Here is a 24489-nt window from a genome sequence, read left to right as displayed (position 1 = left end):
TTTATTTTAATAAAAACACGTACCTTTGCATCGCAAAATAAATTTATGAAAACATATCTCATATCAGCAAAATGCGAACATGCTTCAACCGTTATCAGAGCGGTAATTGCAAGTACACGCATCGTCTTTATTCAGGACGGGGAGGCAGATCTATGCCCGATATGAGAGGTTAATATATAACTCCTACTTTATTTAGGGGCCTCTTCGTTTCGGAGAGGCCTTTTTTATTTGCTTCCCCTACCCTAACGACTCTATTATTATTCAACTTATTCTCACATGAAAAAGCAATTAAAATTAAGTTTTAAAGCATTGATTACTTCACGGCAAGTCCGGTGATGCAGTATGCTATTGCTTTTTCGCAAGGCCTCTCATCTACCGATGTGAGGCCTTTTTTAATCCCATTTTTTATATGAAACAATTAACAGACTTTAGAAATATAGGTATAATGGCACACGTTGATGCAGGTAAAACTACCCTGACAGAACGAATGCTGTACTTTACAGGCTTTACTCATAAACTGGGAAATGTAGACGATGGTAATACCATTATGGATAGTGATCCTCAGGAAGAGAAAAGAGGTATTACAATTTCATCTGCAGCTATTACTACACAATGGCTGGCCAATGGTCGTAACTGGACGATTAATATAATAGATACACCAGGCCACGTAGATTTTACAGCTGAAGTAGAACGATCTCTGCGTGTATTGGATGGTGCTGTTGCGGTATTTGATGCAAGGTCTGGCGTTCAGCCTCAAACTGAAACAGTATGGCATCAGGCCAATAAGTACAGAGTTCCAAGGATAGCCTTTGTAAATAAAATGGATCGTGAAGGAGCTAACTTCCAGCAGGTGGTGCAGAATATACGTGAACGACTAAACGGAAATGCGGTTGCGGTTCAGTTACCAATTGGTGCTGAAAGTGATTTTACGGGAATCATTGATCTGATTTCCATGGAAGGCAGAATATGGGAAGCCAGTGATGGTAAAACATGGAATACCGATTCAATACCAGATCAATTGCGGCAAGAAGCCCAACAGGCCAGACAGCAGTTACTGGAAGAATTAGCTCTCGTGGATGAAATATTCCTGGAACAATATCTCAGGGATGCCGGAAATATAGCGGTGTCGGATATACGTGCGGCCATTCGCAGGGCTGTATTAAGTCTGGCCTTGGTACCAGTACTCGCAGGTGCGGCTTATAAAAATAAGGCAGTACAACCTTTGCTGGATGCAGTTGTTGACTACCTTCCATCCCCTGCCGATATAGAGGTAATTAATGCTATACAGCCTGATAGTAATGAAGCTATAGAATTGGTACCGTCGTTAGACCGTCCTTCTGCTGCCCTTGCTTTTAAGGTTTTGGTTGATGATTACGTAGGCCAGTTAACGTTAGTAAGAGTATACAGCGGGCAATTAAAGAATGGTGATGTGCTTTGGAATAGCAGAACAGGTAAACAGGTAAGAGTAAGCAGATTGATGCGGATTTTATCTGATAAGTTTGAAAATGTTGATGCAATCGGAGCAGGTGATATAGGCGCAGCCATAGGCCTGAAAGATGTAAAAACCGGCGATACCCTCGCTGATCCGAAACATCCCGTATTACTGGAAGAAATTAACTTCCCTGAACCGATGATAGGCTATGCAATTGAAGCTAAATCGGCGAAAGACAATGATAAACTTGGAGAAGCATTAGCCAGATTAACAGAGGAAGATCCAACGTTGCAGGTATCTGTCAATGAATTAACAGGACAGACAATTTTGAAAGGTATGGGAGAGTTACACCTCGAAGTAAAGCTGGAAAAACTTGCATCTCAGTACCAGCTTGAAGTAAATAAAGGTGCGCCGCAGATTGAGTACAAGGAAATATTTACGGATACCGTTACTCATAGGGAAACCTATAAGAAACAAAATGGTGGTTCGGGCAGCTTTGCCGATATTACCTTCGAACTATCGCCTGGAAATAATGAAAGCAATGGACTTGAATTTGTCAATGAAATCAAAGGTGGAGCAATTCCTAAGGAGTTTATCCCATCGGTTAGTAAAGGCTTTGAAAAGGCCATGCTAAATGGAGTATTGGCAGGTTATCCGGTTGCCTCGATGAAAGTACGCTTGTTGGATGGTAAAGTACACGAGAAAGATTCTCATGCATTTGACTTCGAATTAGCTGCAATATCAGGATTCAAAAACATAGCTGCTAAAGCCCAGCCAAGGTTACTTGAGCCATGGATGAAGGTAGATGTAAACTTACCTGAAGAATATACAGGTGTAGTAACAGGTGATTTAAACAAACGTAGAGGAGTCATCAGGCAAATGAGGATGGATGGAAATATGCAGTATATCAGCGCGGCAGTTCCGCTATCAGAACTGTTCGGATATATTACAGTGTTGAGAACCTTATCGTCTGGAAGGGCCAGTGCCAGCATGACATTTGAAAACTATCAGCCGGTACCTGTGCAGATAGCAGCCAGTGTTATCTCTTAAAACACAGAAGTCAGTCGACGGTGGATTTCATTTTTATGAAACCCACCGGGCTGACTTTTTTATTTACCTGCTGTTACAATGTTGTTACCATATTTGCCAATCTATTTGAAATACCAATTTCATTATCATACCAGGCTACTACTTTCACAGTATTACCGATTGTTCTGGTAAGTAAACTATCAACGATGGAAGAATGAGTATTCCCGAGAATATCAGCAGATACAACAGGTTCTGTGGCATATTCGAGAATACCTTGCAGATCGGTGGATGCATGGTGTTGTAGTAACTTATTAATTTCATCGGCTGTAGGAGTTGTACGAAGATTCAAGGTTAGTTCAGCAACCGAGCCATCAATAACCGGTACTCTATATGAAAATCCATTTAGTCGGCCTTTGAGGTTGGGCAGCACCTCACCTATCGCTTTGGCGGCACCAGTGGTGGTAGGGATAATAGAGTATGCAGCGGCCCTTGCTCTGCGCAGATCTTTATGCGGACCATCCTGCAGCATTTGGTCCATTGTGTAGGCATGAATGGTGGTCATGAAACCAGACTCAATACCATAGGCGTTTTCTAAAACATAAAGTACCGGGGCAATGCAATTGGTAGTGCAGGAAGCAGAGGAAATAATATCATCATCCGGAGAGATAAGATGGTTGTTAACTCCATCTACAATTGTTTTTACGTTTCCGGAAGCGGGAGCAGTAATCAGAACTTTTTTAGCGCCTGCTTTCAGATGTGCAGATGCCTGGTCACGGGCAGTAAACCGGCCGGTAGATTCAATCACAGCATAGACGTCAAGATCTTTCCATGGAAGGTTTTCAGGGCTTCTTTCGTTCAGGAGTTTTATATTCTTACCATTGATAACAAGGTTGTTTCCATCAGTGCTAACGGTGCCATTAAATTTACCGTGGGCAGAGTCGAATTTAAAAAGATGAGCCAGGGTATTAACATCTGCCAGATCGTTGATAGCTACTACTTCAACTGAGGGTTGATTGAGCAGTACACGCATAGTCATTCTACCGATTCTTCCGAAACCGTTGATTGCAATTTTCATAATCTTAAATTTATGTAGATGAGTAAATCAGGGAGCCTGTAACGCAGAACGGAAAGTACTACGATAGGTACCCGGAGAGATTTCGAGATGACGAAGAAACACCCGGCGCATGGATACCAGTCCACCGAGGCCGCATTTTAATGCAATTTCTTCCAGGGAAAGAGCACTATTTTCCAGGTAAGTACGAGCTAATTCCACGCGCATTTTTTCGATGAATTTAGCTGGGGTAAGTCCTGTTTCTTTCAGGAAAACCCTGGCGAAATTGCGGGCACTCATGTTTGTCTGCTTAGCCATTATGTCAACCCCCAGATTTTCATGGATATGTTGAAGTAGCCATGGGCGTAATTGTATTAGTATAGTACTGCTGAGCTCATAATCTGGCAGAAGGCCACCAAATTGTTTCTGATTTCCGGGGCGTTTGAGGTGAATTACCAGTTTTCGGGCGATCCGCACAGCCAGCTCCCGGCCATAATCTTCTTCCACCATTGCCAGTGCTAAATCCATACCGGAGGTGACACCCCCGGCAGTATAGATATTTCCATCCTTAATAAAGAAAGGAGTTGTGTCGACCACTACCTTTGGGAATTGGCTGCGGAAATCGTCGTATCTCTCCCAATGTGTTGTGGCTTTTTTATGATCTAATAAGCCAGCTTTTGCCAAAACAAAGGAAGCCACGCAAACACCTGCTATTCGTCTGATTTCCGTGCTTTTTTGCTGAAGCCAGGTATAAAATCTTTCTGTTTCAGGATTATCCTGGGGTAAATGCATTCCAATAAGGATCAGGGTATCTATAGGCTGTTTAATGTCATAGATACTGCCAGTAACCAGCAAATCGGCCGGACTTCGCAGTTCAACAGCCTTCCCTGGCAGTGCCCCCGCTAATATTACCTCATAGGACTGATTATCAGGGCCAAATTGCTCTTGAAGCATAGAGGCCGCAAAGGAGAAGACATCGGCAGGGCCAGCAAGAGTAAGCAGTCGACTTTGTGGAAGTACTACGATGGCAACTAATTTACGATGCTCTGGCATATCCTGTAGTGTTTTGTAATACAAAAATACAACCTGTTCGCCTCGTCTGCAATGACAAAAATTATACAGTTTCTGCCAGATTCCAGCAAATGCAATTCCAGCCTCCAGGAGTGTATCTTAACGGTGGATTAACACTTCATAACTTGTTTAAAGGTAGATTTAGGTTTACCATTTACATAATTACAGTATGGAAGGTAAATTCAGTTTCGCAGACATAAAAAGGTACCAGGATAAACTGGACGAAAGGGGGCTCGAATCATTTAGGGTTATCGGAGGTTTATTCAGAAAAAGAAAGAATGGAGCCAGTGGCAGCCCGAAAATCCAGGTAAAATGTTTAAAACACAATTATGTCTGCAAGCCTGTTGTTGCAACTTCAATATTCAGAAATTCTAAACCTTGTATCCAGTGCCAGTTCGATAAACGAAGAAATGCCAGAGAAAAACCTGTCTCCCATTTTCAGGAAAAAATTGACTTAAGATTTGGGAGGAATAAATATTCGATAAAAAGTCTGGAGCATACCAACAATAAGAAAAAATACAAAATTATCTGCTTACAACACAATAATGAGTTTTATGTAACAGGTAGTAATATCAGGAAATTCAAAGGATTTGCCTGTGAAGATTGCAAAAAGGTACAGCATTACAAAACAATGAGTATCCTGACCTGGCAACAGAGAGCAGATGAAATATTTGGACCAGGTAAATTTATTATACCAGAACAAGTATTAAATAATGGATTAATCAATGTTTTTTGCAGCAAACACGGGAAATTATTTATCCAAAGAAAAAACAATTTTTCCAAGGGGCATTATGCCTGTAAAGAATGTGAGTTTGAACACCGGGGTAAACATAGAGAAAAATATAATGATCAAAATATACAACAATTCTTCGACAACATATTTCAGGAAGGAAAGAAAAAATTCCTACGAATTGAAAGGATAAACAAAAACAGGTTCATTATTTCAGAATGCTGCCAGCACCCGGGAACTATTTTCAAACAACATATCAGTAATGTTTTTAAACATAAGGGATGTATACATTGCAGAAATGAAGAAGCCAGTAAAAGATACCGTAAATACACCTACGATGATTTCATTTCAAAGAGTAAGGAATTATTCGGCCAAAAATATATTTATCCGCGAGGACAGGTAATAAAAAATATCAATACGAAGCTTGAACTCATTTGTAAAATTCATGGAACATTTACCCGATCTTTTTATGAGCATATTTCAGAAAAAAGACATTGCCGGAAATGTGAAATAAAGTATTTGGGAGAGAGAAAAATAGCAGAATATCTCGACCAAAATAATATCATATATGAATACCAAAAATCATTTGAAGGCCTAAAAAATAAAGGCAAATTGTTTTATGACTTTTATATTGATAAATTAAAATTGTTGATTGAATTTAATGGCGATCAACATTATAGAAAAGTTAATAAGTTCGGTGGTATTAAAGCATTGGAAGAGGTATTAACAAATGATAGAATAAAAAGAGTATTTGCACACAAAAATGGACTAAGGCTATTAATACTTGAAGATTTCCATCTTAATAATCTGCATAAAGAATTAGAGATACACCTGTTTGAAAGTAACACTGGGAAAAAGGATACAATCCAATAGAAGGCCACATAAACATTATTATTCTCCATCAATCTTCAATTTCATCAATCGCTCCAGAGAAAAAAAAAGCAAGTTGCTTTAATAAACAACTTGCTTTTTTGTAGTGACCGCGTCAGGATTCAAACCTGAAACCTTCTGATCCGTAGTCAGATGCTCTATTCAGTTGAGCTACGCAGCCATTCCCGATTGGGAGTGCAAATGTAGTAAAAGTTACTTTTCTAACAAATTATTTATCAATTTTTTATAAAAATAATTTTTAGATATGTTGATATGAATAAAATGCATGAGCTGTTACAACGCAAAAGAGCAACTCATGCATTAATCATTCTATCACAGATCAAACTTAATGCCTTGTGCCAACGGCAACTGAGTTCCGTAATTAATTGTATTTGTTTGTCTGCGCATATAATTCTTCCAGGCATCACTCCCACTTTCCCGGCCGCCACCTGTTTCTTTTTCTCCGCCAAAAGCACCACCGATTTCAGCTCCGGAAGTACCTATATTTACATTGGCAATACCACAATCGCTACCCGCTGCTGAAAGGAAAAGCTCCGCCTCTCTCAGATTCATAGTCATAATAGCAGAAGAAAGCCCCTGTGGCACATTATTCTGCATAGCTATTGCCTCTTCCAGTGTGTTGTATTTCATCAGGTAAAGTATTGGAGCAAAAGTTTCTGTCTGCACAATTTCAAAATCCGCCCGGGCTTCAGCAATACATGGTTTCACATAACAACCACTCTCAAAGCCTTCACCACTCACAACTCCACCTTCCACAACAAAATTTCCGCCTTCTTTTTTACAGGCATCAATAGCTTTCAGGTAAGCATTTACGGCATCTTTATCGATCAATGGACCAACGTGATTTGTTTCATCCAACGGATTACCAATGCGGAGTTGCCCGTATGCTTTAGTCAGTTTTTCCTTGAAGGAATCGTATACCGATTCGTGAATAATCAGGCGACGCGTGGTAGTACAACGTTGACCCGCTGTTCCTACTGCCCCGAATAAACTACCAATAAGTGCCATATCCAGATCTGCATCGCGGGAAATAATAATGGCATTGTTACCTCCCAATTCCAACAGGCAACGACCTAATCTTGCGGCTACAGTAGTTGCCACAGCTTTACCCATACGCGTGGAGCCGGTGGCAGATACCAATGGAACTCTTTGATCCGATGCTAACATTTCTCCTGTTTCACGCCCTCCGTTAATTACACAGAGTACTCCTTCAGGTACGTTGTTACGTTCCAGTACTTCTGCGATGATATGCTGACAAGCAATAGCCGACAAAGGTGTTTTTTCACTCGGTTTCCAAACGCAAACATCGCCACAAACCATAGCCAGCATAGCATTCCAGCTCCATACAGCTACCGGAAAGTTAAATGCGGAAATAATCCCAACTATACCAAGCGGATGCCATTGCTCATACATTCTGTGTGAAGGTCGTTCACTATGCATACTCAAGCCATAGAGCTGGCGACTTAATCCCACTGCAAAGTCACATATATCTATCATCTCCTGCACTTCGCCTAATCCTTCCTGTAGGCTCTTTCCCATTTCATAACTAACCAGACTACCCAGCGCCTGTTTCCTCGCACGCAATGCCTCACCTATCTGCCGAACTATTTCACCTCTGCGAGGGGCTGGCACCGTACGCCATTGTTCAAAAGCTTTTGTGGCAACTTCAATTACCTGTGCGTAATCCTGTTCGCCAGCTATCCCTACCTGACCAATCTGCCGACCATCCACCGGTGACCAGGAAGTAATACTTCCTGCATTGCCCTGCATCCATTTTGTGCCGGTGCTCACTCCTGGATTTACTGCTTTTAATCCCAGTTCTTCTAAAAATTTCATTGCTACTTGTTGGTTTGTGATGAATACGTACTTTCAAAGATCTTATTTGCGTTGGCGGCTTCAAAACCTTCCCTGCGGTGAGTTCTGTTTACCTCAGCTGATTGCAATTGCTCAAATTCAGGAAGTAATCTGCGCTCAGCAAATTCTACATAGGAGCCAGCAATTCGGTGCGTATCATTAACAGCAAATGTTGCTTCAATCATACTGGCCACAGTTGAACTTTGCAATAGCAAACCATCTGGACTTTTCTTGAATTTACCACCGGCATCGTTCAGTTTCAGGCCATGCTTTTCCAGGAACTGATTATACTGTTCAATGTGATTATATTCATCTTTCAGGTTGTGTACACTGATCGTAAAATGGTTGAGATAGTAACGATTATAGATGGTCCAGGAAGCGTATTCGCTTTCTGCCGCCAGAGCAGAGAAGTCGGCATATGTCGGGAGCCGCCATAAACCACTATGCAGAAATTTATCCACTTGCTCCGGATTATCCAGGTTTAAGGCATCAACCGGATCAGAAGTAACTTCATCCGTATAACTGTGAATGATTTGCTGTGCTTCGGCAGATAAGTCTTTTACCCTTAGTTCGCTGATAAAAATGCGGGGCAATTTAGGATCAGGCGGTGCATACCAGTATGCATCCAGCTTCTTTTCTTCAAAATAGTAATAATCTTTTTTCGTATAGCCGTGATAGATAAAGATTTTCTCCAGTGATTGAATTCCTAAGTGCGGAACTCCGATTGTACGAAATGCAATATGATCGTTTTCTATTTCCTGTTCTTCTTTGATTAGCCCTTCTGCTATCATGGCTGTTATTACCCGGTTCACATCTGGCACCCGCTCCTTATAGCGGCGCATCAGGCCATCCAGGATCAATTCCAAATTATTCATGACAATGATTTATTAGAAGTTAAGTTCAGTTAATACTTCGTCGAGATGGCGCACCATATCGGTTGCATTTTGCTTGTTAAACACCATCGGCGGCTTTATTTTCAATACATTGTAAAGTGGTCCGTCGGTTGAGAGCAGAAAACCTCTTTCTTTCATTTTCTCTACAACTGCATTGATTTCCTCTACAGCTGGTTCCATGCTAGTTCTGTCTTTCACCATTTCCGCTCCAACAAATAGTCCGAAGCCGCGTACATCACTGATCACAGGATGTTTGCTCATCACCTCACGAAGTCCATCCATCAGGAAGTTGCCTGTTTCGAGAGCATGCTGCTGCATTTGTTCAGATTTAATTACGTTCAACACTGTTCGGCCGGTAACCATGGATACAGGGTTTCCTCCGAAAGTGTTGAAGTATTCCATCCCGTTATTAAAGGCATCCGCTATTTCCCTGGTAACTACTACTGCAGCCAGCGGATGACCATTGCCGATAGGTTTACCCAGTACAACTATGTCTGGTTGTACATTCTGCAGTTCAAAGCCCCAGAATTTCTCACCCACTCTTCCGAATCCTACCTGTACTTCATCTGCGATACATACACCACCGGCAGCTCGGATATGTTTGTAGACATTCTCCAGGTAATGGTCTGGTAAAGGAATTTGTCCGCCTACCCCTAATAGTGTTTCACAGATAAATGCAGCAATTTTTCCGGGATTCTTCTCAAGGATTTGTAGTACATCTTCTGCGTATTTCTCTCCAGCCAATGGATCATCATAGCGAAACTCTCCACGGTAGAGGTCTGGTGAAACGGCTTTATGGATATAAGGCTTTTGCCCGAAACCGCCTTTACCATCAAATTTATAAGGGCTCATTTCCATGGCCACGGTGGATGTTCCATGGTAGGCATGATCCAGTACCATCACATCTTTACGACCGGTAAAATGTCGGCTCATGCGAATAGCCAGATCATTGGCTTCACTACCGGAATTTGTAAAGTATACTACAGCTAAATTAGAAGGTAATGTACTTAGCAGTTCCTTTGCATATTCTACCAGGTGGTCGTTCAGGTAACGGCTATTGGTATTGAGTGTAGCAATCTGGCGTTGCATGGCTTTCACAACAACCGGATGGCAGTGGCCAACATGGCTTGGGTTATTTACACAGTCGATATAGGTATCTCCCTTATCATCGTATAAATATTGCAAAGCACCTTTTACAATCTTCAGAGGCTTACGATAGCTAATGCTGAGATTACGGCCAATTACTGATTTCCTTTCTTCCAGTAGTACGCTGTACTCTTCTTCCCTATTGATCAAAGATGGCATGCCGCAGGCTTTACGGAAAGTATCTGCCGCACGAAGTGGATTAATACGAATGAGTGTATTTAGCAGATCCCAGGCATCTTCTTCAGTCACAAAGTGGTGACTGTTTGATGAGCCCTGGGAAGCCTGGAAGGCAGATTGAGTAACACTGATGCACATACGCGCTGCAATCAGGTAATAGATGAGATCTACTTCCTGTTCTGTGAGCGGGAATGCTTCGTGATACCCTTGAATCACCCATGCGGCTGCCTGCAAAGGGTCTTCTGCTCTGAACATGGCATAAGTACAGGCAATAGCTACATTATTAACGAGTGCAGTGTACACCATATCGCCCAGGTCGATGAGGCCGCTGATTTTACCATCCTGTACCAATACGTTATAATCATTGGCATCGCCGTGAATACAAGCATGACGCAACTCCTGTAATACCGGAACTACCTCGGTATCAAATGCCAGCAGGAAGTAACCCGCCAGTCTTCTTTTTTCATGATCATGAATATGCTGTAGTAATCTATTGGAATCTGCAGCTGTGCTGATATCCCAGGTATAATGCCGGTGTAGCGCATCGTGCTGGAATTCCCGCATTGCTTCATCAGTTTTACCCATGAAGCGGCCAAGGTCGAGATACAATTCTTTTGTTTTCACCTGAACTTTTGCCCAACACTCCCCTTCCAGCCAGGTAAGAATTCGAACGTAATATTGTTTACCATCTTTAAATACCGGAGTCAGTTCCTGTCGATTTTTATTTCGGAGAATTTGCTGAAATTTCCAGGCGACATCGGTCACAGTGAGGTGGTCTAAAATCCGAAGTTGTGCATCCAGGAAGGAATATTGTTTTTCCTCCCCAGTTATTTTGAGGATAAATTTCCGCCCGGAGGTGTCAGTAATCTTGTAGTTAAACTCATCGTAACCCTGCAGAGGGTCTACTTCTACTGCCAGCAGGTAGTTTTTTTGAACAAGCTGCTTTACTTCGTTCGCTGTAAATTCCATGACGTTATTTATTTTTCAATATCATTAACAAATGAGCTGCAGACCAGCTAAAATTTTTTGCATTCAAACCTTTACCGGTAAGCGGATGATAGTTCTCGCATATTGGTTCGTTGGTGAGTAACCCAACTGCATTATTCAGCAGTTGTTTTTCAAATTTCGATGCCTGTTTTTTGTATCCATACTTGCGTAAACCTTCAGTTCCATAAGCCACCTGATCGAGCCAAACGGGGCCTCTCCAATAACCTTTCATCGGATCAAATGCCGGATGATCGGCAGCCAGTGTTGGCAGTGGTACTTTGGTATTGAATTTTCGCGGATCATTCATTTTTTGAATCACTTTTTCCGCCTGCACTTTAGTGGCAATTCCGGCCCATAGTGGAATCCAGCCTTCAGGCCCATCTACAGTTACCAATTTTCCTGTTTCGGGTTGCAGATCATAGAAATATCCCTTCTTCGCATCAAAAAATTTTGTGCGAATCATATTCAGTAATTTCTCTGCCTGATCGTTATATCTGTTTTTTTCCCCTGAAACAGCAAGTAGCTTGTCCAGATATCTTTTCTCTGCATATAGGTATGCATTGAGATCTATGCTTTCCTGATTGAGAGACCATGCGCCATCGTTGTTTTTTAGCATTACTGCACTATCAAAGCGCACAGCATTGTCCATACCGCTTTCCCAGGCAGCGGCGATACGGGTTCCATCGGTAGAACCATATTCACATAAACCGTTCTGATCGTGATCTCTGTTTGTATACCACCACTCATGATAGCGTATCAGTTTAGGCAGCATCTCTTTTACAAAAGCGGTATCCTTAGTTTGAAGATATACTTCCCAAACACCCCATGCAGCGAGCGGCGGCTTGGTATCGCGCCAGTTGTTCTCCGACTTGTCTAAATAGATGCAATCTGCCACCATACCAAGTTCATCCTGATAATCGAACATCGAGCGGATATTATTTTTTGCCAGTTCAGGATTGAATGTCACAATACCTACTGCCTGTTTCCAGCTATCCCAGCTCCAGACACCATAAAAGCCCTGATAGTTAACAGACGGAAAAACTCCATCGTGATGGATATCTCCCGCACTGCTACGCCAATTGGTAATCAATGTAACCATACATTTCACTGCCAATCGTTTCTGTATTTCAGTCAATTTAGGTGATGCAGAAAAATAACGGGAAAGATATCCATTCCATCTATTCTCGTTCTCCTTTAATGATTTACTGAATTCATATACCGCAGGTTTATGAACAGTATCCGGATAATAAGCCTGCAACTGGGTTTGCTCATAACTTGCACCAGGAGCAATTACAACTCCGGTATTACTTGCGCTATAGCTAAGGCTATCGGCTGTTATACTTGTGCCGGCCGGGAAAACAGCTACGAACCCGGCCGACTGAAGAGAAGATGTTTCATTGTTCACTGTTATCTGCTTGCGAGATTGACCATGATAGCGAATATTTAGTGTTCTGACACTATTACTTCTATTGGTGATGGTTGTATGAAGCAATGCTTCTCTACCTGATACAAAAATCAATTGCTGTGTAATTCCCAGTTTATTTATTTCCAGTTGTTGCAACAGCATCCCCGGAAAATACCTGATGTTTGCATCAGCAACAGAAAGATCCACTAACTGGTTGTTTTCGCTTAACTCTAACCTGGAGAAAGCTCCGGACAACCACTCTCCTTCCATTCCCATGATTAGCGGGCCAATAAAAGCTCCGTTATCCTCCTTATGCAATGGTAGTGCATAGGCATGCCATGCTCCCATGTCGCTGAACACATTGGTAAGGATACTTTTTCCTTTAGGTGGTTCTGCATGCAGATTCAGTACATCAGGATATTTATTACGTTGGGCATATACCTGTTGCAGGGAAAGCGCTAGTAGTAGTATCAACCATCTTCTCATATTCTTTATTTTATTGAGGCACTTAGTATAAATGAATAACTATAATCCTGGTAGGGCAACATAAATTCTGAGTGCGGAGTGGCCCCCCAACTGTTATCACCTCCAACACCAGATTGTTTGTAATCAATATTCCACCAAACAAGATCTTCATTGGTCATACTTCCTCCATGGTTATTTTCGGCGGCATCACGGTCAAACTCCATACGATCCATATTAAAATGCAGCACTCCTGCGCAAATCTGAGGTGAGCCTTTAGCTATGAGACCCACACCTTGTGGGTTAGTGAGCGACATCCAACGAACTCCGGTTCTGTAACCACTTTCCTGGGCACGAGGATAAGGATGGAATAACTTATCTGCTTTCATACGGTATAAGTCTACAGCTGCAGCAGTATGTCTGTCTGCATAGTTATCGAAAGGCCCACGGCCCAACCAGGCAACGTTGTCAAATTCTCCACGCAGGATAGTGCGCATACCGAAGCGCGGTAATTCAGGCATAGCATCCTTACCCGTTTTCATAGCTACATTCACCTGAACAGAGCCATCACCTGTAATAGTATACACAGCTATATAAGTGGCATTTACAGCTGGTAATGAATGCCAGGTGCGAATTATAACACTGTACTGGCCATTTGGGGTTGCTGTAATGGAATCGAGGCGGGCAGTTTTTAGTACGTCTTTCCAGACTTCACAACGCATCTGCTGACTGTTTCCAATATCGTTATCTGTTGGGGCTCTCCAGAAATGTGGTTCCAGCGGCGATTGCATAATTGACTGATGTTGCCAGCTGTAAGCACTTAACCAGCCGGTTTTATTGCTAAATGATATTTCAAAATCATCACCTGAAACGTTGATCTGCTCAGAGGTTCTACTGATATTTACTTTTTTCTCAATTACCTGAGCAGTAGTTTCCTGCAATGTTGCCGGTAATTCAAATTGCTCCCAGGCAAGAAGATGATCGGCCGGAATTGATGCAGTTTCTTTCCTTGTTCGCATTTCAACAGTCAGGAAATACTCCGTACCAGGTTTGGCTTTAAGAGCAGGTAATGAAAGTGTGATTGTTTTTTCTGCATGTGGTAATACATCACCAACCTGCAATGGGCCTTTTGCTACTGATTCTCCATTAGAGCGGATATACCAGGAGAATTCGAATTGATTGAGATTGGTAAAATCCAACCTGTTGATGATGCGTAATTGGTTAGGTGATAAAGGAACAGTTGTAAATGTTACTGGTTGAATTACTTTCTTCAGTTCGAAAGCCTGTGGATGTGGCGTTCTGTCTGCCGCAAACAATCCGTCTGCACAATAACTTGTATCACTGGTAAGTCCAACCTGTCCCATGTCGCGGCCATAAGCCCAAATATCGTGGCCATTCTTATCTTTTTTCTTAAAGGTCTGATCCGAGAAGTCCCAGATGAAGCCACCCTGAAGTTGCTGATGCTGATAAATCAAATCCCAATAGTCTTTCAGGTTACCTCCACCATTTCCCATCATGTGAGCGTATTCGCATTGAATAAATGGACGCGGATTCCATCTTCTCACATATTCCAGCATTACACTTGGGGATTTATACATCGGGCAAACGATATCAGTATATTCGTTTCTGCCAGCACCTTCATATTGTACAGGACGTGTACTATCCATCGCTTTTAGGTAACGGTAAGTTGCTATGAAGTTTTCACCGAACTCACTTTCATTACCCAGAGACCAGGTGATGATTGAGCAATGATTCTTATCTGTTTCAAACATCCTGCGGGTGCGGTGCATATATGCATCCTTCCATTCAGGCTTATCAGAAAGCGTTTTAAGTGGAGAGAATGACATACCATCACATTCTATATTTGCTTCGTCCACGACATACAAACCGTATTCATCACAGAGGGCATACCAGTCGGGGCTATTCGGATAGTGACTGCTACGAACGGCATTGATGTTGTACTGCTTCAGTAGCTTGATATCCTCCAGCATTTCTTCTTTGTTGATCACCTTACCAGTGTACATATTATGTTCATGGCGGTTGACACCCTTTATCTTCACTGCTACCCCATTCACCAATAGCAGACCGTTAAGAATTTCAACGGTTCTGAAACCAGTACGGTGGCTGATAACCTCCACCAGCTTGCCATTTTTATCGTAGTATGATATTAGCAGATTATAGAGAGATGGATTTTCTGCATTCCATGTTTTCACTTTGCCAACAGCGGCACTAAACTGATATTTTGTATTACCATTTAGTGGTAGTTGCTGTTTCATGATCACTGAATTTTTCTCATCCAGAAGTTTTGCTTGCAGATAACCACCCTTCACGGCTGTATTAAATACTACATCGAGATTAAGGAGGCCATTAGTATATGAATGATCCAGGCCTGCTTTTACAAAGAAGTCCTGCACTGCAATTTTTGGTCTGGCAATGAGCTGAACGCTTCGTTCAATACCACTGAGTTTCCACATATCCTGTCCTTCCAGGTAGGTAGCATCACTAAAACGAAATACCTGCACAGATACTGAGTTCTGGCCTTTGCGAAGGAAACGGGTGATATCAAATTCAGTAGCCGTTTTACTATCTTTTCCCAGTCCAACATATTTTCCGTTTACCCAGCAGAAGAAAAATGAATTCACTGCACCAAAATGGAGAATAACATTCCTTTCTTTCCAGTTATCGGGAATAGTAAAATTTCTGCGATAGGAACCGATAGGGTTGTTGTTCTCCGGCGGGTATGGCGGATTTACAGGGATAGGGTATTCTACATCAGTGAAAATAAAACTGTCGAAACCTTCTGTTTGCCAGTGGGCAGGCACCTTAATATCTTTCCAGTTGCCAACATCATAATTATCCGAAAAAAAGTTTTGCGGGCGTGCTGCAGGAGCAGAATCCAGTCGAAATTTCCAAATACCGTCCAACGATTGCATGAATGGTGACGGAGCATTTTGCAATGCAGCAGTTTCCGAAACTGCGGGAATAAACCAGGCATGAGGAGTCAGGGCATTTTCTGTTTGAATTTTCGGGTTACTCCAAGGTTGCTGGTTTTGCTGAGCATTTGTGTTTAAAAAGAACAACAAAGCTATTATCCATCCAATACTGTATTTCATCATCTCAATATCCGTGCTTATGAAAAATATTTTGCCGGCAGGCAGTTGCCTGCCGGCAAAGATTTTAATACAAATTGTTCTGCTTCAGGAGCGGATTAGTGTTTATCTCTTTAAGAGGTATAGGATAGCGAATGTGCTTATCTTCTACGAAGTTGTTATAGAAAGGTTTTCCGTGATTTTGCAGTACTGATTTGATGGCTTGTTTTGCAGTAGCACCACGACCCCAGCGAACCAGATCGAACCAACGGATACCGAATTCCATGGCTAATTCTACCGGACGTTCGTGGTTGCGGATTTGATCTCTCAACTGGTCTTTGCTGAGGCTGCCTGCTAAAATAGCTTTCGCATGGCTGCGTGTACGAACTTCATTCACAAAGCCTATAGCTTCATCAGTTTTTCCATTTTCGTTGGCAGCTTCTGCCAGCATCAACAATACATCTGCATAGCGGATCAGGGAAATATTATAACCTACATAAGAACCACTTCTATCGTTTGGATAGGCATACTTGTTATAGTAAGCCGGGCGCGACAAATCGGCTGCTACCTCTGAATAAGGAATTTGGCTGGCAGGTGTATTCAGATCCCACATGGATGACTTTGGATCATCGAAGAAAATATTTCCGTAAACTCTGTCGCTATACTCACCGCCGGCAGTTTTATCTTTCTTCATTTCTTCAACTACCCAATCAGAAGGATAGTAAATTTCCCAACCATCCAAGGCATAGGGACGTCCTTCAAAGTTGAAAGGATGTCTTTCATCCGATACCGTACGATCGCCACTGAATTGTATTTCAAAGACAGATTCAGGGCCATTTTCTTTTGTACCGTTGAAGTTATCTACGTAGTTGGTGTTCAGAGAATATTTACCATAGATTTCTCTGAATTTGGTTTCTGCCTGGGCCCATTTTTCCTGATACAGGTATGTTTTAGCCAGCAAGGCTTTTGCAGCCCCTTTGGTAGCGCGGCCTTTATATTCATTGGAATAACTATCCGGCAATACGGCTTCAGCTTCAGCCAGATCTTTTTCTATTTGCGCCCAAACATCAGCTGCCGGCGCTTGTGGAACCTGTAATTTATCAAGGTCTTTTACGAATTTCAGCACCAGCGGTACATTTTCAAAACCATTAACCAGTACGAAGTAATTATATGCGCGAAGGAATTTAGCTTCTGCAACAATTTCGTTACGTTCCTTTTCTGTCATAACGCTGATACCTGGTACCTTTTCTATTACCTGGTTGGCTCTTCCAATGCCAGTATAGCAGGTAGCCCAGAGGCTCCATGGCCCTGATTCATCCGAACTATTTACAAAAGCAGCGAGGTTTTTCCCATATGGTTCATTTTTGTTATTATCTATATCATCCCCTTTAAAAGCAAGGGTTACATATACTTGTTCAAAGAAGGTCCATTTATCGCCATCATATCCCTGCAATGCACCATAGGTAGCAGTGATACCCTGTAGGGCATGCTGACGGGTAGACCAGAAAGTAGTTTCTGTAAGGTTTTGTTTATCCTGCAAATCGAGGAACTTGTCGGAGCACCCGGAAAACAGCATCACAGCAGAGAAAAACAGACCTGTTATTTTTAGTTTCATAATTGTCAGTTTAATTTTTCAGATTAGAATCCAAGGTTGAGGCCGAACACATAAGAGCGGCTCATCGGGTAATAACCCCTGTCTACGCCGCGGCTGAAAATACCGGTGTTAGACAAATCCGGATCGAAGCCAGTGTATTTAGTAAAAGTTAGCAGGTTATAAGCACCGGCATAAATTCTCAGGCGCTCCAAATGCATTGCAGTGGCTAATCTCTGAGGAAGGGTGTAACCCAATTGCAGGTTTCTGAGGCGGAGGAAAGATGCGTCTTCGAGGTAGTAATCAGACACCCGCATGTTTTCATTCTCATCTGTGTTGCTTAAACGGTAAATATTTGTATTGGTGTTTGATGGAGTCCATGCATTCAGCAGATCTGTAGAGCGATAATAACGGTACAGGAACATTTTAGCACCGTTATACATTTTCTGACCTTGTTTACCATTCAGGAAAATCATCAGGTCAAAATTCTTGTAGCTGGCATTGAAAGTAATACCATAGTCGATGGTTGGTAGCCCGTTGCCCATCAGTTGCTTATCGCTTTCGTCGAGCTGTCCGTCACCGTTGGTATCTACGAAGCGGAGATCGCCGGGTTTTGCATTTGGCTGGATCAGTTCACCTGCTTTATTTTTATAAGCATCAATTTCAGCCTGTGATTGGAAGATACCATCAGTTTTGTAGAGATAGAATGAAGCTAATGCTTCTCCTTTTTTGGTTAGTGTAGTTCCGCGGTTATTATAATCTACAAAGCCATCAGCTATCACACCACCATCATATCCCAGGCGAATGATTTTGTTGCGGCTATGAGAAAGGTTGGCAGTGATATCCCAGCGGAAATCTTTGCTGGCAGGGCTGCGGTAAGTTGCAGTGAATTCCCAGCCTTTATTTTCCATGTCAGCTATGTTTGTGAGCGGCATGGTTGTAATACCTGAAGAAGTAGGAATTGGTGTTTCAGCCAGCATGTCGCTGGTTTTTGATTTAAAGTAGTCGAAGCTTCCACTCACAGAACCGTTGAGAAGGCTGAAGTTTACACCCCCGTTGAAGGTAGCAGTCTGCTCCCACTTAATATTGTTGTTGGCTAAAGTTGCAGCGATGGCGCCAACATAAACCTGCTGGCTAGGTAGAGAACCAAACGGATAGTTCAGGAATGGATCAGAATTCGCTAAATATATTTTAGCCAGATACTGGAAGTTACTAATATTCTGATTTCCTACTGTACCGTAGCTAAAGCGAGGTTTCAGTTCGGAGATCCATGGAACATTGAAGAAGTTTTCCTTGTGCACATTCCATCCACCAGAAACAGAGTAGAAAGTACCGTAACGGTTTGCAGGACCAAAGCGTGAAGAGCCATCACGACGCAGGCTTCCCTGAAGGAAGTATTTATCGTCGTAGTTATAGCTTGCACGTCCGAAATACGACTGAAGATTGTTACCGTAGTTCCATCCGTTGACACGAATATAGTCGTTCTTACCTTCCATGATCAGGCCGGATAAAGCCTCGATCAATGGACTGCTGAGGTGATTACCTGCACCGGTAGTTCCCTGGTATACATTCTTTTCACGGGAAAAACCGTACATGGCTTTAATGTTATGCTTGCCAAGCTGTTTTTCATAGTTCAAGAGGTGGGTATACAGTGAGTTCTCTTTTCTTCCCCGGCTTTCTGAGCGGGATGGATTTTCCACCAGCGACAGCGCCCCGAAATCGTAAGGGCTGGTTTGGCTAAACGAATAGGTATTTACAATATTCTTACCGATAGTGAAGTTGTAAGAGAAGCCATACCAGAGTTTAAGATCAGCAGCCACATTAAGTTGCAGGTAATCATCAACTGATCTGCCATTCCAGAGCATTCTTTCGCCGATTGGGTTTCCAGAGCCCAATTCTATTTCAGGTTTAGCATAACCGTTGAAGGAATTAGGATCATAAATACGTTTGTGCGGTAAAGTTTTATAGACTTCCATAAATGGAGACCAACCAGCATTACCATCGCCATCCACATCGCTGTAGTTCTGGTTGTTAAAGCGGGTATAGGCAACGATAGGCATAATTTTCAGGCGGCTATCGAGCATTTTGATCTCGCTATTCAGACGAACATTGTCTCTTTTCGCACCAGAGTTGATAATAGTACCGGAGTTTTCCCAGTGGCCGTAAGAAAGGCGGTAAGAGAGTTTTTCGGAAGCGCCGGATACATCAACATCGTACTTCTGCTCAATACCTTTTTTAGTGAAGGCACCAACCCAGTCGGAGTTTGCATATTTGCTGTCGTCCTGCACATAGCTTGGAGCGGGCAAATTATCATTGCCGAAAGCTTCGCGTACTACTTTGTTCATGTTTACTTTATCTAACAGCGGCAGGTTATTATTCAGCTGTTGTGATGCGTAGTAAGAACTAAAGTTTACACGTGGTTCCCCAGATTTTCCTTTTTTGGTGGTGATGATAATTACTCCACCGGCAGCACGCGCACCATAAATAGTAGCAGCAGATGCATCTTTCAAAACACTGATTGACTCTACATCATTAGGGTTGATATCGTATGCATATTCCAGCGGGATACCATCTACCACATACAACGGGCTGGCATTGTTGATACTGTTCATACCCCTGATCAGAACCACAGGCTGACCGGAAGGGTTACCAGTACCGGAGCTTACTACAACGCCGGGAGCCTGGCCTTGCAGCATGGTTCCGATATTGGCGGAAGGCTGTTTAGCGAGATTTTTAGTGTTTACGGAAGAGATGGCAGCGGTTACGTCACCTTTTTTCTGGGTACCATACCCGATTACGAGTACTTCTTCCAGGCCTTTTACATTTTCGTCCAGGGAAATCACCAAATGTTTACTGGTTGGTTTTACTTCTTTAGCGGTGAATCCCATGGCCGATACCATGAGGGTTGCATTTTCAGGAACTGCAGCGAGGGCGAATTCTCCCGTGGCATTGGTAGAGGTGCCTTTACTGGTATTTTTTACAGCAATGCTGGCTCCTGGAATTGGGTTGCCTTTGGCATCCGTTACCTTACCTGTCAGGTTTAGGGTGGGAGTTTGGGCAAAGACTGTTAGCCCGGTAAACAATAGGAATAATAGAATTCCATTTCTCCGTAGTTGTTTCCACATACGCATTTTGGTTTTAAAGTCTGCTTTTTGATAATTGAACATGGACTGTTTTTCCCGGCACTACAACATAGGTTGAAGTTTTTCACACGTGATTTCTTGAGCGCCGGAACTTGAAGTAAAGTAGACAGGAAAATCAAGGGTAAGCGGATTTACTACCTCTATACAGGCATTACAGAGACCTCTACACGACCTCTACAAGGGAGTTAACTATTTAATAATCAATATTTTAAAATTGTCTCAGGAAATCCGAGAGGTTCTCTTTGTGTTCGAGATTGAAGGCTTTACGGAGTCGGTAACGGGCCATTTCGACGGATTTTACGGAAATATTATTGAGGGATGCGATGTCTTTCATCGAAAGATTCAATCTGATTTGAGCGCATAAACGGCGTTCATTTTCGGTAAGGTCGGGGAATTTTTGAAGGAGGTTAAAGAAGAAATCTTTGTGGATTTCATTAACAGACAGGTTAAAGTCCTGGGTGTCTTTATTGCTATCGAGGTCGTATTGGAATTTATGAATGAGGCGATTGAATCGGGCAATATTTTCGGCTTTGGCGTCGCCATGAATATCGAGAACGGTAAGTTCGTCTATGAAATTACGGATCATATCATTTCGTTGGGAGATGAAGAGCGCATAATTTTTAAGGTCATTGTCGCGGAACTCCAGTTTATTATTAAGGGATTCCTTTTCATGAATGGCCGCTTCGAGCTCTCTTTTAATGAGGGCCTGCCGCATATCTTCCAGCTCCTTTTCCTTTCTCCGTTTTTGATTCATTTTACTGATATAGAGTACACCTATTATAATAAGGAGTAGTACACCAGCTGCCAGGGCATTTCTTTGGAATGCCCGTAGTTCTTTCTGGGCTTCGAGGGTAATAATATGGCGTTCGTTCTCTTTAGCTTCCCGCTGTATTTTGAGAGCAGAAATTGCTTCACTTTTGCTTTTAGAGAGTATCTCATTACGCACTTCCGTATATTCCTGGAGAGCAGTAAAGGCTTTTTTGTATTCACCGAGATCCTGATAGAGTTGAACTGAATTAGTAAGATTATCGAGGAGTTTCTCTTTTCTGGTGTTAGAGTTGGATTGATTGATCAGATTTCTGGCGTCTGAGAGTAGTTTCTCAGCCACAGCGTACTCTTTTAGCTTGATTCTTGAAAAAGCCATTTGGTTGAGTACTTCAGCATGAGCAAGAACATCAGCAGTACCAAGAATAGCAAGGGCTTTTTCAAAATCAGCCAGGGCTTCCTGGTATTTACCGAATTCGTTTTCGCAGATCCCCCTGTTACCCAGGGCGCTGGCAACCATACCTTCGCTGTGGTATTGCTTTGCGATAGTGATGGTGCTATCGAAATATTTTCGGGCAGTTTCGAATTCGTCTTTCATGAGATATACCAGTCCCAATGCGTTCATGGAAAGAGCAATCCGGTGAGCGTTACCCAGTTTCTTATAGATATTATGTGCCTGTTGATGGTATTGCAGGGAGAAGTAGCTGTTTTCTGTGTCATAGAAAATCCAGCCCAGGTTTGTGAGAGCACGGGCAGTGGCGCTATCGTCACCTAACGCCTGGCAGATATCCAGGGCTGAATAGCCGTAGTTGAGTGCCTGGTCGTAATGATCGTTATAGAGGTATCCTTCTGATAAATTGAGCAGAGAAGCAGCCTGAAGTTTCCTGTTGTTTTCTTTCAGGGAAAGCAGGTATGCTTCATTGGCCATAACGAGGGCCAGGTTTGTAGAGTCTTTATTATAATATGCAGCAAGAGTGTTGAGGGTATTGATTCTCTCCACACTTGTCATGTTTTTATTCGAAAGCGACTGATTAAGACTATCTGCATTCAGCTGAGCAGTTGTAGTGCTGGTGTATAGGCATATTACGAACAGGAATGACAACAGTTTCATTGAGGAAAAGTAAGGAAATTTAGGATAATTGTAAAAATTCCTGGTGGCTGGATAAAGGCAATCAAACTTGGAGGTTGCCTGAAAAACAGATGCAAATTCTTTATGATGCTAAAGAAAAAAAATAGGCCATCTTTGGTAAGATGACCTATTTGTATTTTTGTGACCTCGTCAGGATTCAAACCTGAAACCTTCTGATCCGTAGTCAGATGCTCTATTCAGTTGAGCTACGAAGCCGTTCCCTGTTGGGATTGCAAATATAATAACTTTTTTCTTTCTAACAAATTATTTATCAATTATTTATAATTAATAATAATTTTTCAGATTTTAAGAACTTAGAAAAAAAATGCTGCAATAAATGCAGCATTTTTTTGTTTTTAGTGACCGCGTCAGGATTCAAACCTGAAACCTTCTGATCCGTAGTCAGATGCTCTATTCAGTTGAGCTACGCAGCCATTTCCCGATTGGGATTGCAAATGTAGAACATGTTTTAAATTAAACAAAAAAAATATCAGGTTTTTTTCTTCTTTCTACCGGTAAAGGCTATACGTAAAATAAATGATTAGGTCTATAACCCTTATCACACAAGACTTTCCATTAAACTAAGATTATTAACTATCTCTGTTTTTTGAAGTTACCTTATTGAAGGAAGACCGGGATATTCCTTTTTGGCAATTGCTATTTCGTTGTTTTGAGAAGTCTTTAGATCATTCACTGACCAGTATTCCATGGCATCTGATCTGAAAGTAAAAGTCAGGATATCGTAGATATCTATATCAATAAGATCAGGATCAATCCATTCTTCGGCCAAAGCGGGGGTTAAGATAAGCGGCATTCTTCCGGCCAGAGGTCCGGTATTATTAATCAGTGCCAGGAGTTCATTTGCTTCATGCGTAATTACGGCGAAAGTTCCGTTTAACGTACCTGTTTCCATATCAGCAAAGGGAGCATACGCGTAGATACCGGCGATAAAAAATACGGTTGTATCCTTTACCCTTATAAAATATGGTATCTCGCCCTGCTGCCTGTCTAGCGCATGGTGTTCGAAATAGCCGGTAACCGGAATCAGGCAGCGATTGGCCGACATTCTATGCCAATAATTCTTTGGGTCCTGCAATTCTGTAGTTCTTACAAAAGCATTGCGTCGGCGTTCCCTGTCTCCTTCAACCGGCGATTCTAAATAAGCTGGTAAAACCGACCATTCCATCATAGTTATTTTAGTTACACCATTTTCATTATAAACAACAGGCCAGGATGGAAATGAATCGGGAGTTTGTAAATAGATTTTAGAAAAACCAACATCGTTTTCCGGTGCTTCCTTTAGCGCTGGTAAGACATTGAATAATGCATTCAGTTCGGTAGAAAAAGAAAGTGCATAACACATGGGTTAACTGTTTAAAATATATATCAAAAAAAATAGGACTCAATTTTTTGTGCCAGTTCAGATAAAAACTCATTGGGAATATGATCGTGGGAAGCTGATAACTTTCCTTCATTATTCTTTTCGAAAGAAACCTCATGCTCCCCTACCTGGGCTTTGTAAACAATAATCCCATCTTTCAGATAGGGTGTTATTGTATATTCCTGTCCTTTAATAATAATTTGAAATGGTTCCATACAATAATAATATTCATCTATATTACAGTACAACCAGCAGAAATGTTA

The 24489-nt window shown here is 42.1% G+C and carries 14 protein-coding genes and 3 tRNA genes; 2 read left to right on the top strand and 15 right to left on the bottom strand.

Annotated features, from left to right (window positions below):
- The first annotated feature begins 409 nt into the window (after nucleotides 1–409).
- Nucleotides 410–2482 (top strand): elongation factor G, encoded by a 2073-nt coding sequence (gene fusA / locus DVR12_RS24665; protein WP_116978482.1) that lies wholly within the window; start codon nucleotides 410–412, stop codon nucleotides 2480–2482.
- 73 nt (nucleotides 2483–2555) lie between these two features.
- Here the strand turns inward: fusA and gap are convergent, their stop codons facing one another.
- Nucleotides 2556–3536 carry a type I glyceraldehyde-3-phosphate dehydrogenase gene (gap, locus tag DVR12_RS24660; protein WP_116978481.1) on the bottom strand — a complete coding sequence of 327 codons (981 nt, stop codon included), beginning with the start codon at nucleotides 3534–3536 and terminating at the stop codon, nucleotides 2556–2558.
- A gap of 27 nt (nucleotides 3537–3563) precedes the next feature.
- Nucleotides 3564–4565 (bottom strand): GlxA family transcriptional regulator, encoded by a 1002-nt coding sequence (locus DVR12_RS24655; RefSeq protein ID WP_116978480.1) that lies wholly within the window; start codon nucleotides 4563–4565, stop codon nucleotides 3564–3566.
- Between the two features lie 187 nt (nucleotides 4566–4752).
- Between DVR12_RS24655 and DVR12_RS24650 the strand changes: the two genes are divergently transcribed.
- Nucleotides 4753–6186 carry a hypothetical protein gene (locus DVR12_RS24650; protein WP_116978479.1) on the top strand — a complete coding sequence of 478 codons (1434 nt, stop codon included), beginning with the start codon at nucleotides 4753–4755 and terminating at the stop codon, nucleotides 6184–6186.
- 104 nt (nucleotides 6187–6290) lie between these two features.
- On the opposite strand, the gene DVR12_RS24645 is transcribed toward DVR12_RS24650, so the two are convergent.
- The 13 genes from DVR12_RS24645 to DVR12_RS24585 all read right to left on the bottom strand — a co-directional run bounded on the left by DVR12_RS24645 (nucleotide 6291) and on the right by DVR12_RS24585 (nucleotide 24441).
- A tRNA-Arg gene (locus tag DVR12_RS24645) sits at nucleotides 6291–6364 on the bottom strand.
- A gap of 152 nt (nucleotides 6365–6516) precedes the next feature.
- The gene (amaB, locus tag DVR12_RS24640; RefSeq protein WP_116978478.1) at nucleotides 6517–8040 is read right to left on the bottom strand and encodes an L-piperidine-6-carboxylate dehydrogenase; all 1524 of its coding nucleotides are present in this window, start codon (nucleotides 8038–8040) and stop codon (nucleotides 6517–6519) included.
- Between the two features lie 2 nt (nucleotides 8041–8042).
- Nucleotides 8043–8933 carry a DUF1338 domain-containing protein gene (locus DVR12_RS24635; RefSeq protein ID WP_116978477.1) on the bottom strand — a complete coding sequence of 297 codons (891 nt, stop codon included), beginning with the start codon at nucleotides 8931–8933 and terminating at the stop codon, nucleotides 8043–8045.
- Nucleotides 8934–8945: 12 nt separating this feature from the next.
- Nucleotides 8946–11243: an aminotransferase class III-fold pyridoxal phosphate-dependent enzyme gene (locus DVR12_RS24630; protein WP_116978476.1), complete on the bottom strand. Its 2298-nt coding sequence runs from the start codon at nucleotides 11241–11243 to the stop codon at nucleotides 8946–8948.
- 4 nt (nucleotides 11244–11247) lie between these two features.
- Nucleotides 11248–13152: an MGH1-like glycoside hydrolase domain-containing protein gene (locus tag DVR12_RS24625; RefSeq protein ID WP_116978475.1), complete on the bottom strand. Its 1905-nt coding sequence runs from the start codon at nucleotides 13150–13152 to the stop codon at nucleotides 11248–11250.
- A 5-nt stretch (nucleotides 13153–13157) separates the two neighbouring features.
- Nucleotides 13158–16244, bottom strand: coding sequence for a glycoside hydrolase family 2 TIM barrel-domain containing protein (locus DVR12_RS24620; RefSeq protein ID WP_116978474.1), 3087 nt, complete (start codon nucleotides 16242–16244; stop codon nucleotides 13158–13160).
- 61 nt (nucleotides 16245–16305) lie between these two features.
- Nucleotides 16306–17832: a RagB/SusD family nutrient uptake outer membrane protein gene (locus DVR12_RS24615; RefSeq protein ID WP_116978473.1), complete on the bottom strand. Its 1527-nt coding sequence runs from the start codon at nucleotides 17830–17832 to the stop codon at nucleotides 16306–16308.
- 23 nt (nucleotides 17833–17855) lie between these two features.
- Nucleotides 17856–20933 carry a SusC/RagA family TonB-linked outer membrane protein gene (locus DVR12_RS24610; protein WP_158563364.1) on the bottom strand — a complete coding sequence of 1026 codons (3078 nt, stop codon included), beginning with the start codon at nucleotides 20931–20933 and terminating at the stop codon, nucleotides 17856–17858.
- Between the two features lie 226 nt (nucleotides 20934–21159).
- Entirely contained in the window at nucleotides 21160–22827 is a 1668-nt protein-coding gene (locus DVR12_RS24605; RefSeq protein ID WP_116978471.1) for a tetratricopeptide repeat protein, read from the bottom strand.
- A gap of 160 nt (nucleotides 22828–22987) precedes the next feature.
- Nucleotides 22988–23061, bottom strand: a tRNA-Arg gene (locus DVR12_RS24600).
- 144 nt (nucleotides 23062–23205) lie between these two features.
- Nucleotides 23206–23279 (bottom strand) — tRNA-Arg (locus tag DVR12_RS24595).
- Between the two features lie 179 nt (nucleotides 23280–23458).
- The gene (locus DVR12_RS24590; RefSeq protein ID WP_116978470.1) at nucleotides 23459–24208 is read right to left on the bottom strand and encodes an SOS response-associated peptidase family protein; all 750 of its coding nucleotides are present in this window, start codon (nucleotides 24206–24208) and stop codon (nucleotides 23459–23461) included.
- 23 nt (nucleotides 24209–24231) lie between these two features.
- On the bottom strand, nucleotides 24232–24441 hold the full coding sequence (locus tag DVR12_RS24585; protein ID WP_116978469.1) for a hypothetical protein: 210 nt from the start codon (nucleotides 24439–24441) through the stop codon (nucleotides 24232–24234).
- Between the last annotated feature and the right edge of the window lie 48 nt (nucleotides 24442–24489).

The sequence above is a fragment of the Chitinophaga silvatica genome (assembly GCF_003419895.1).
In the GTDB taxonomy this organism is placed as follows: Bacteria; Bacteroidota; Bacteroidia; order Chitinophagales; family Chitinophagaceae; genus Chitinophaga; species Chitinophaga silvatica.
The sequence above is the reverse complement of the archived record's forward strand: the minus strand, read 5'-3'. Positions and strand labels throughout refer to the sequence as shown.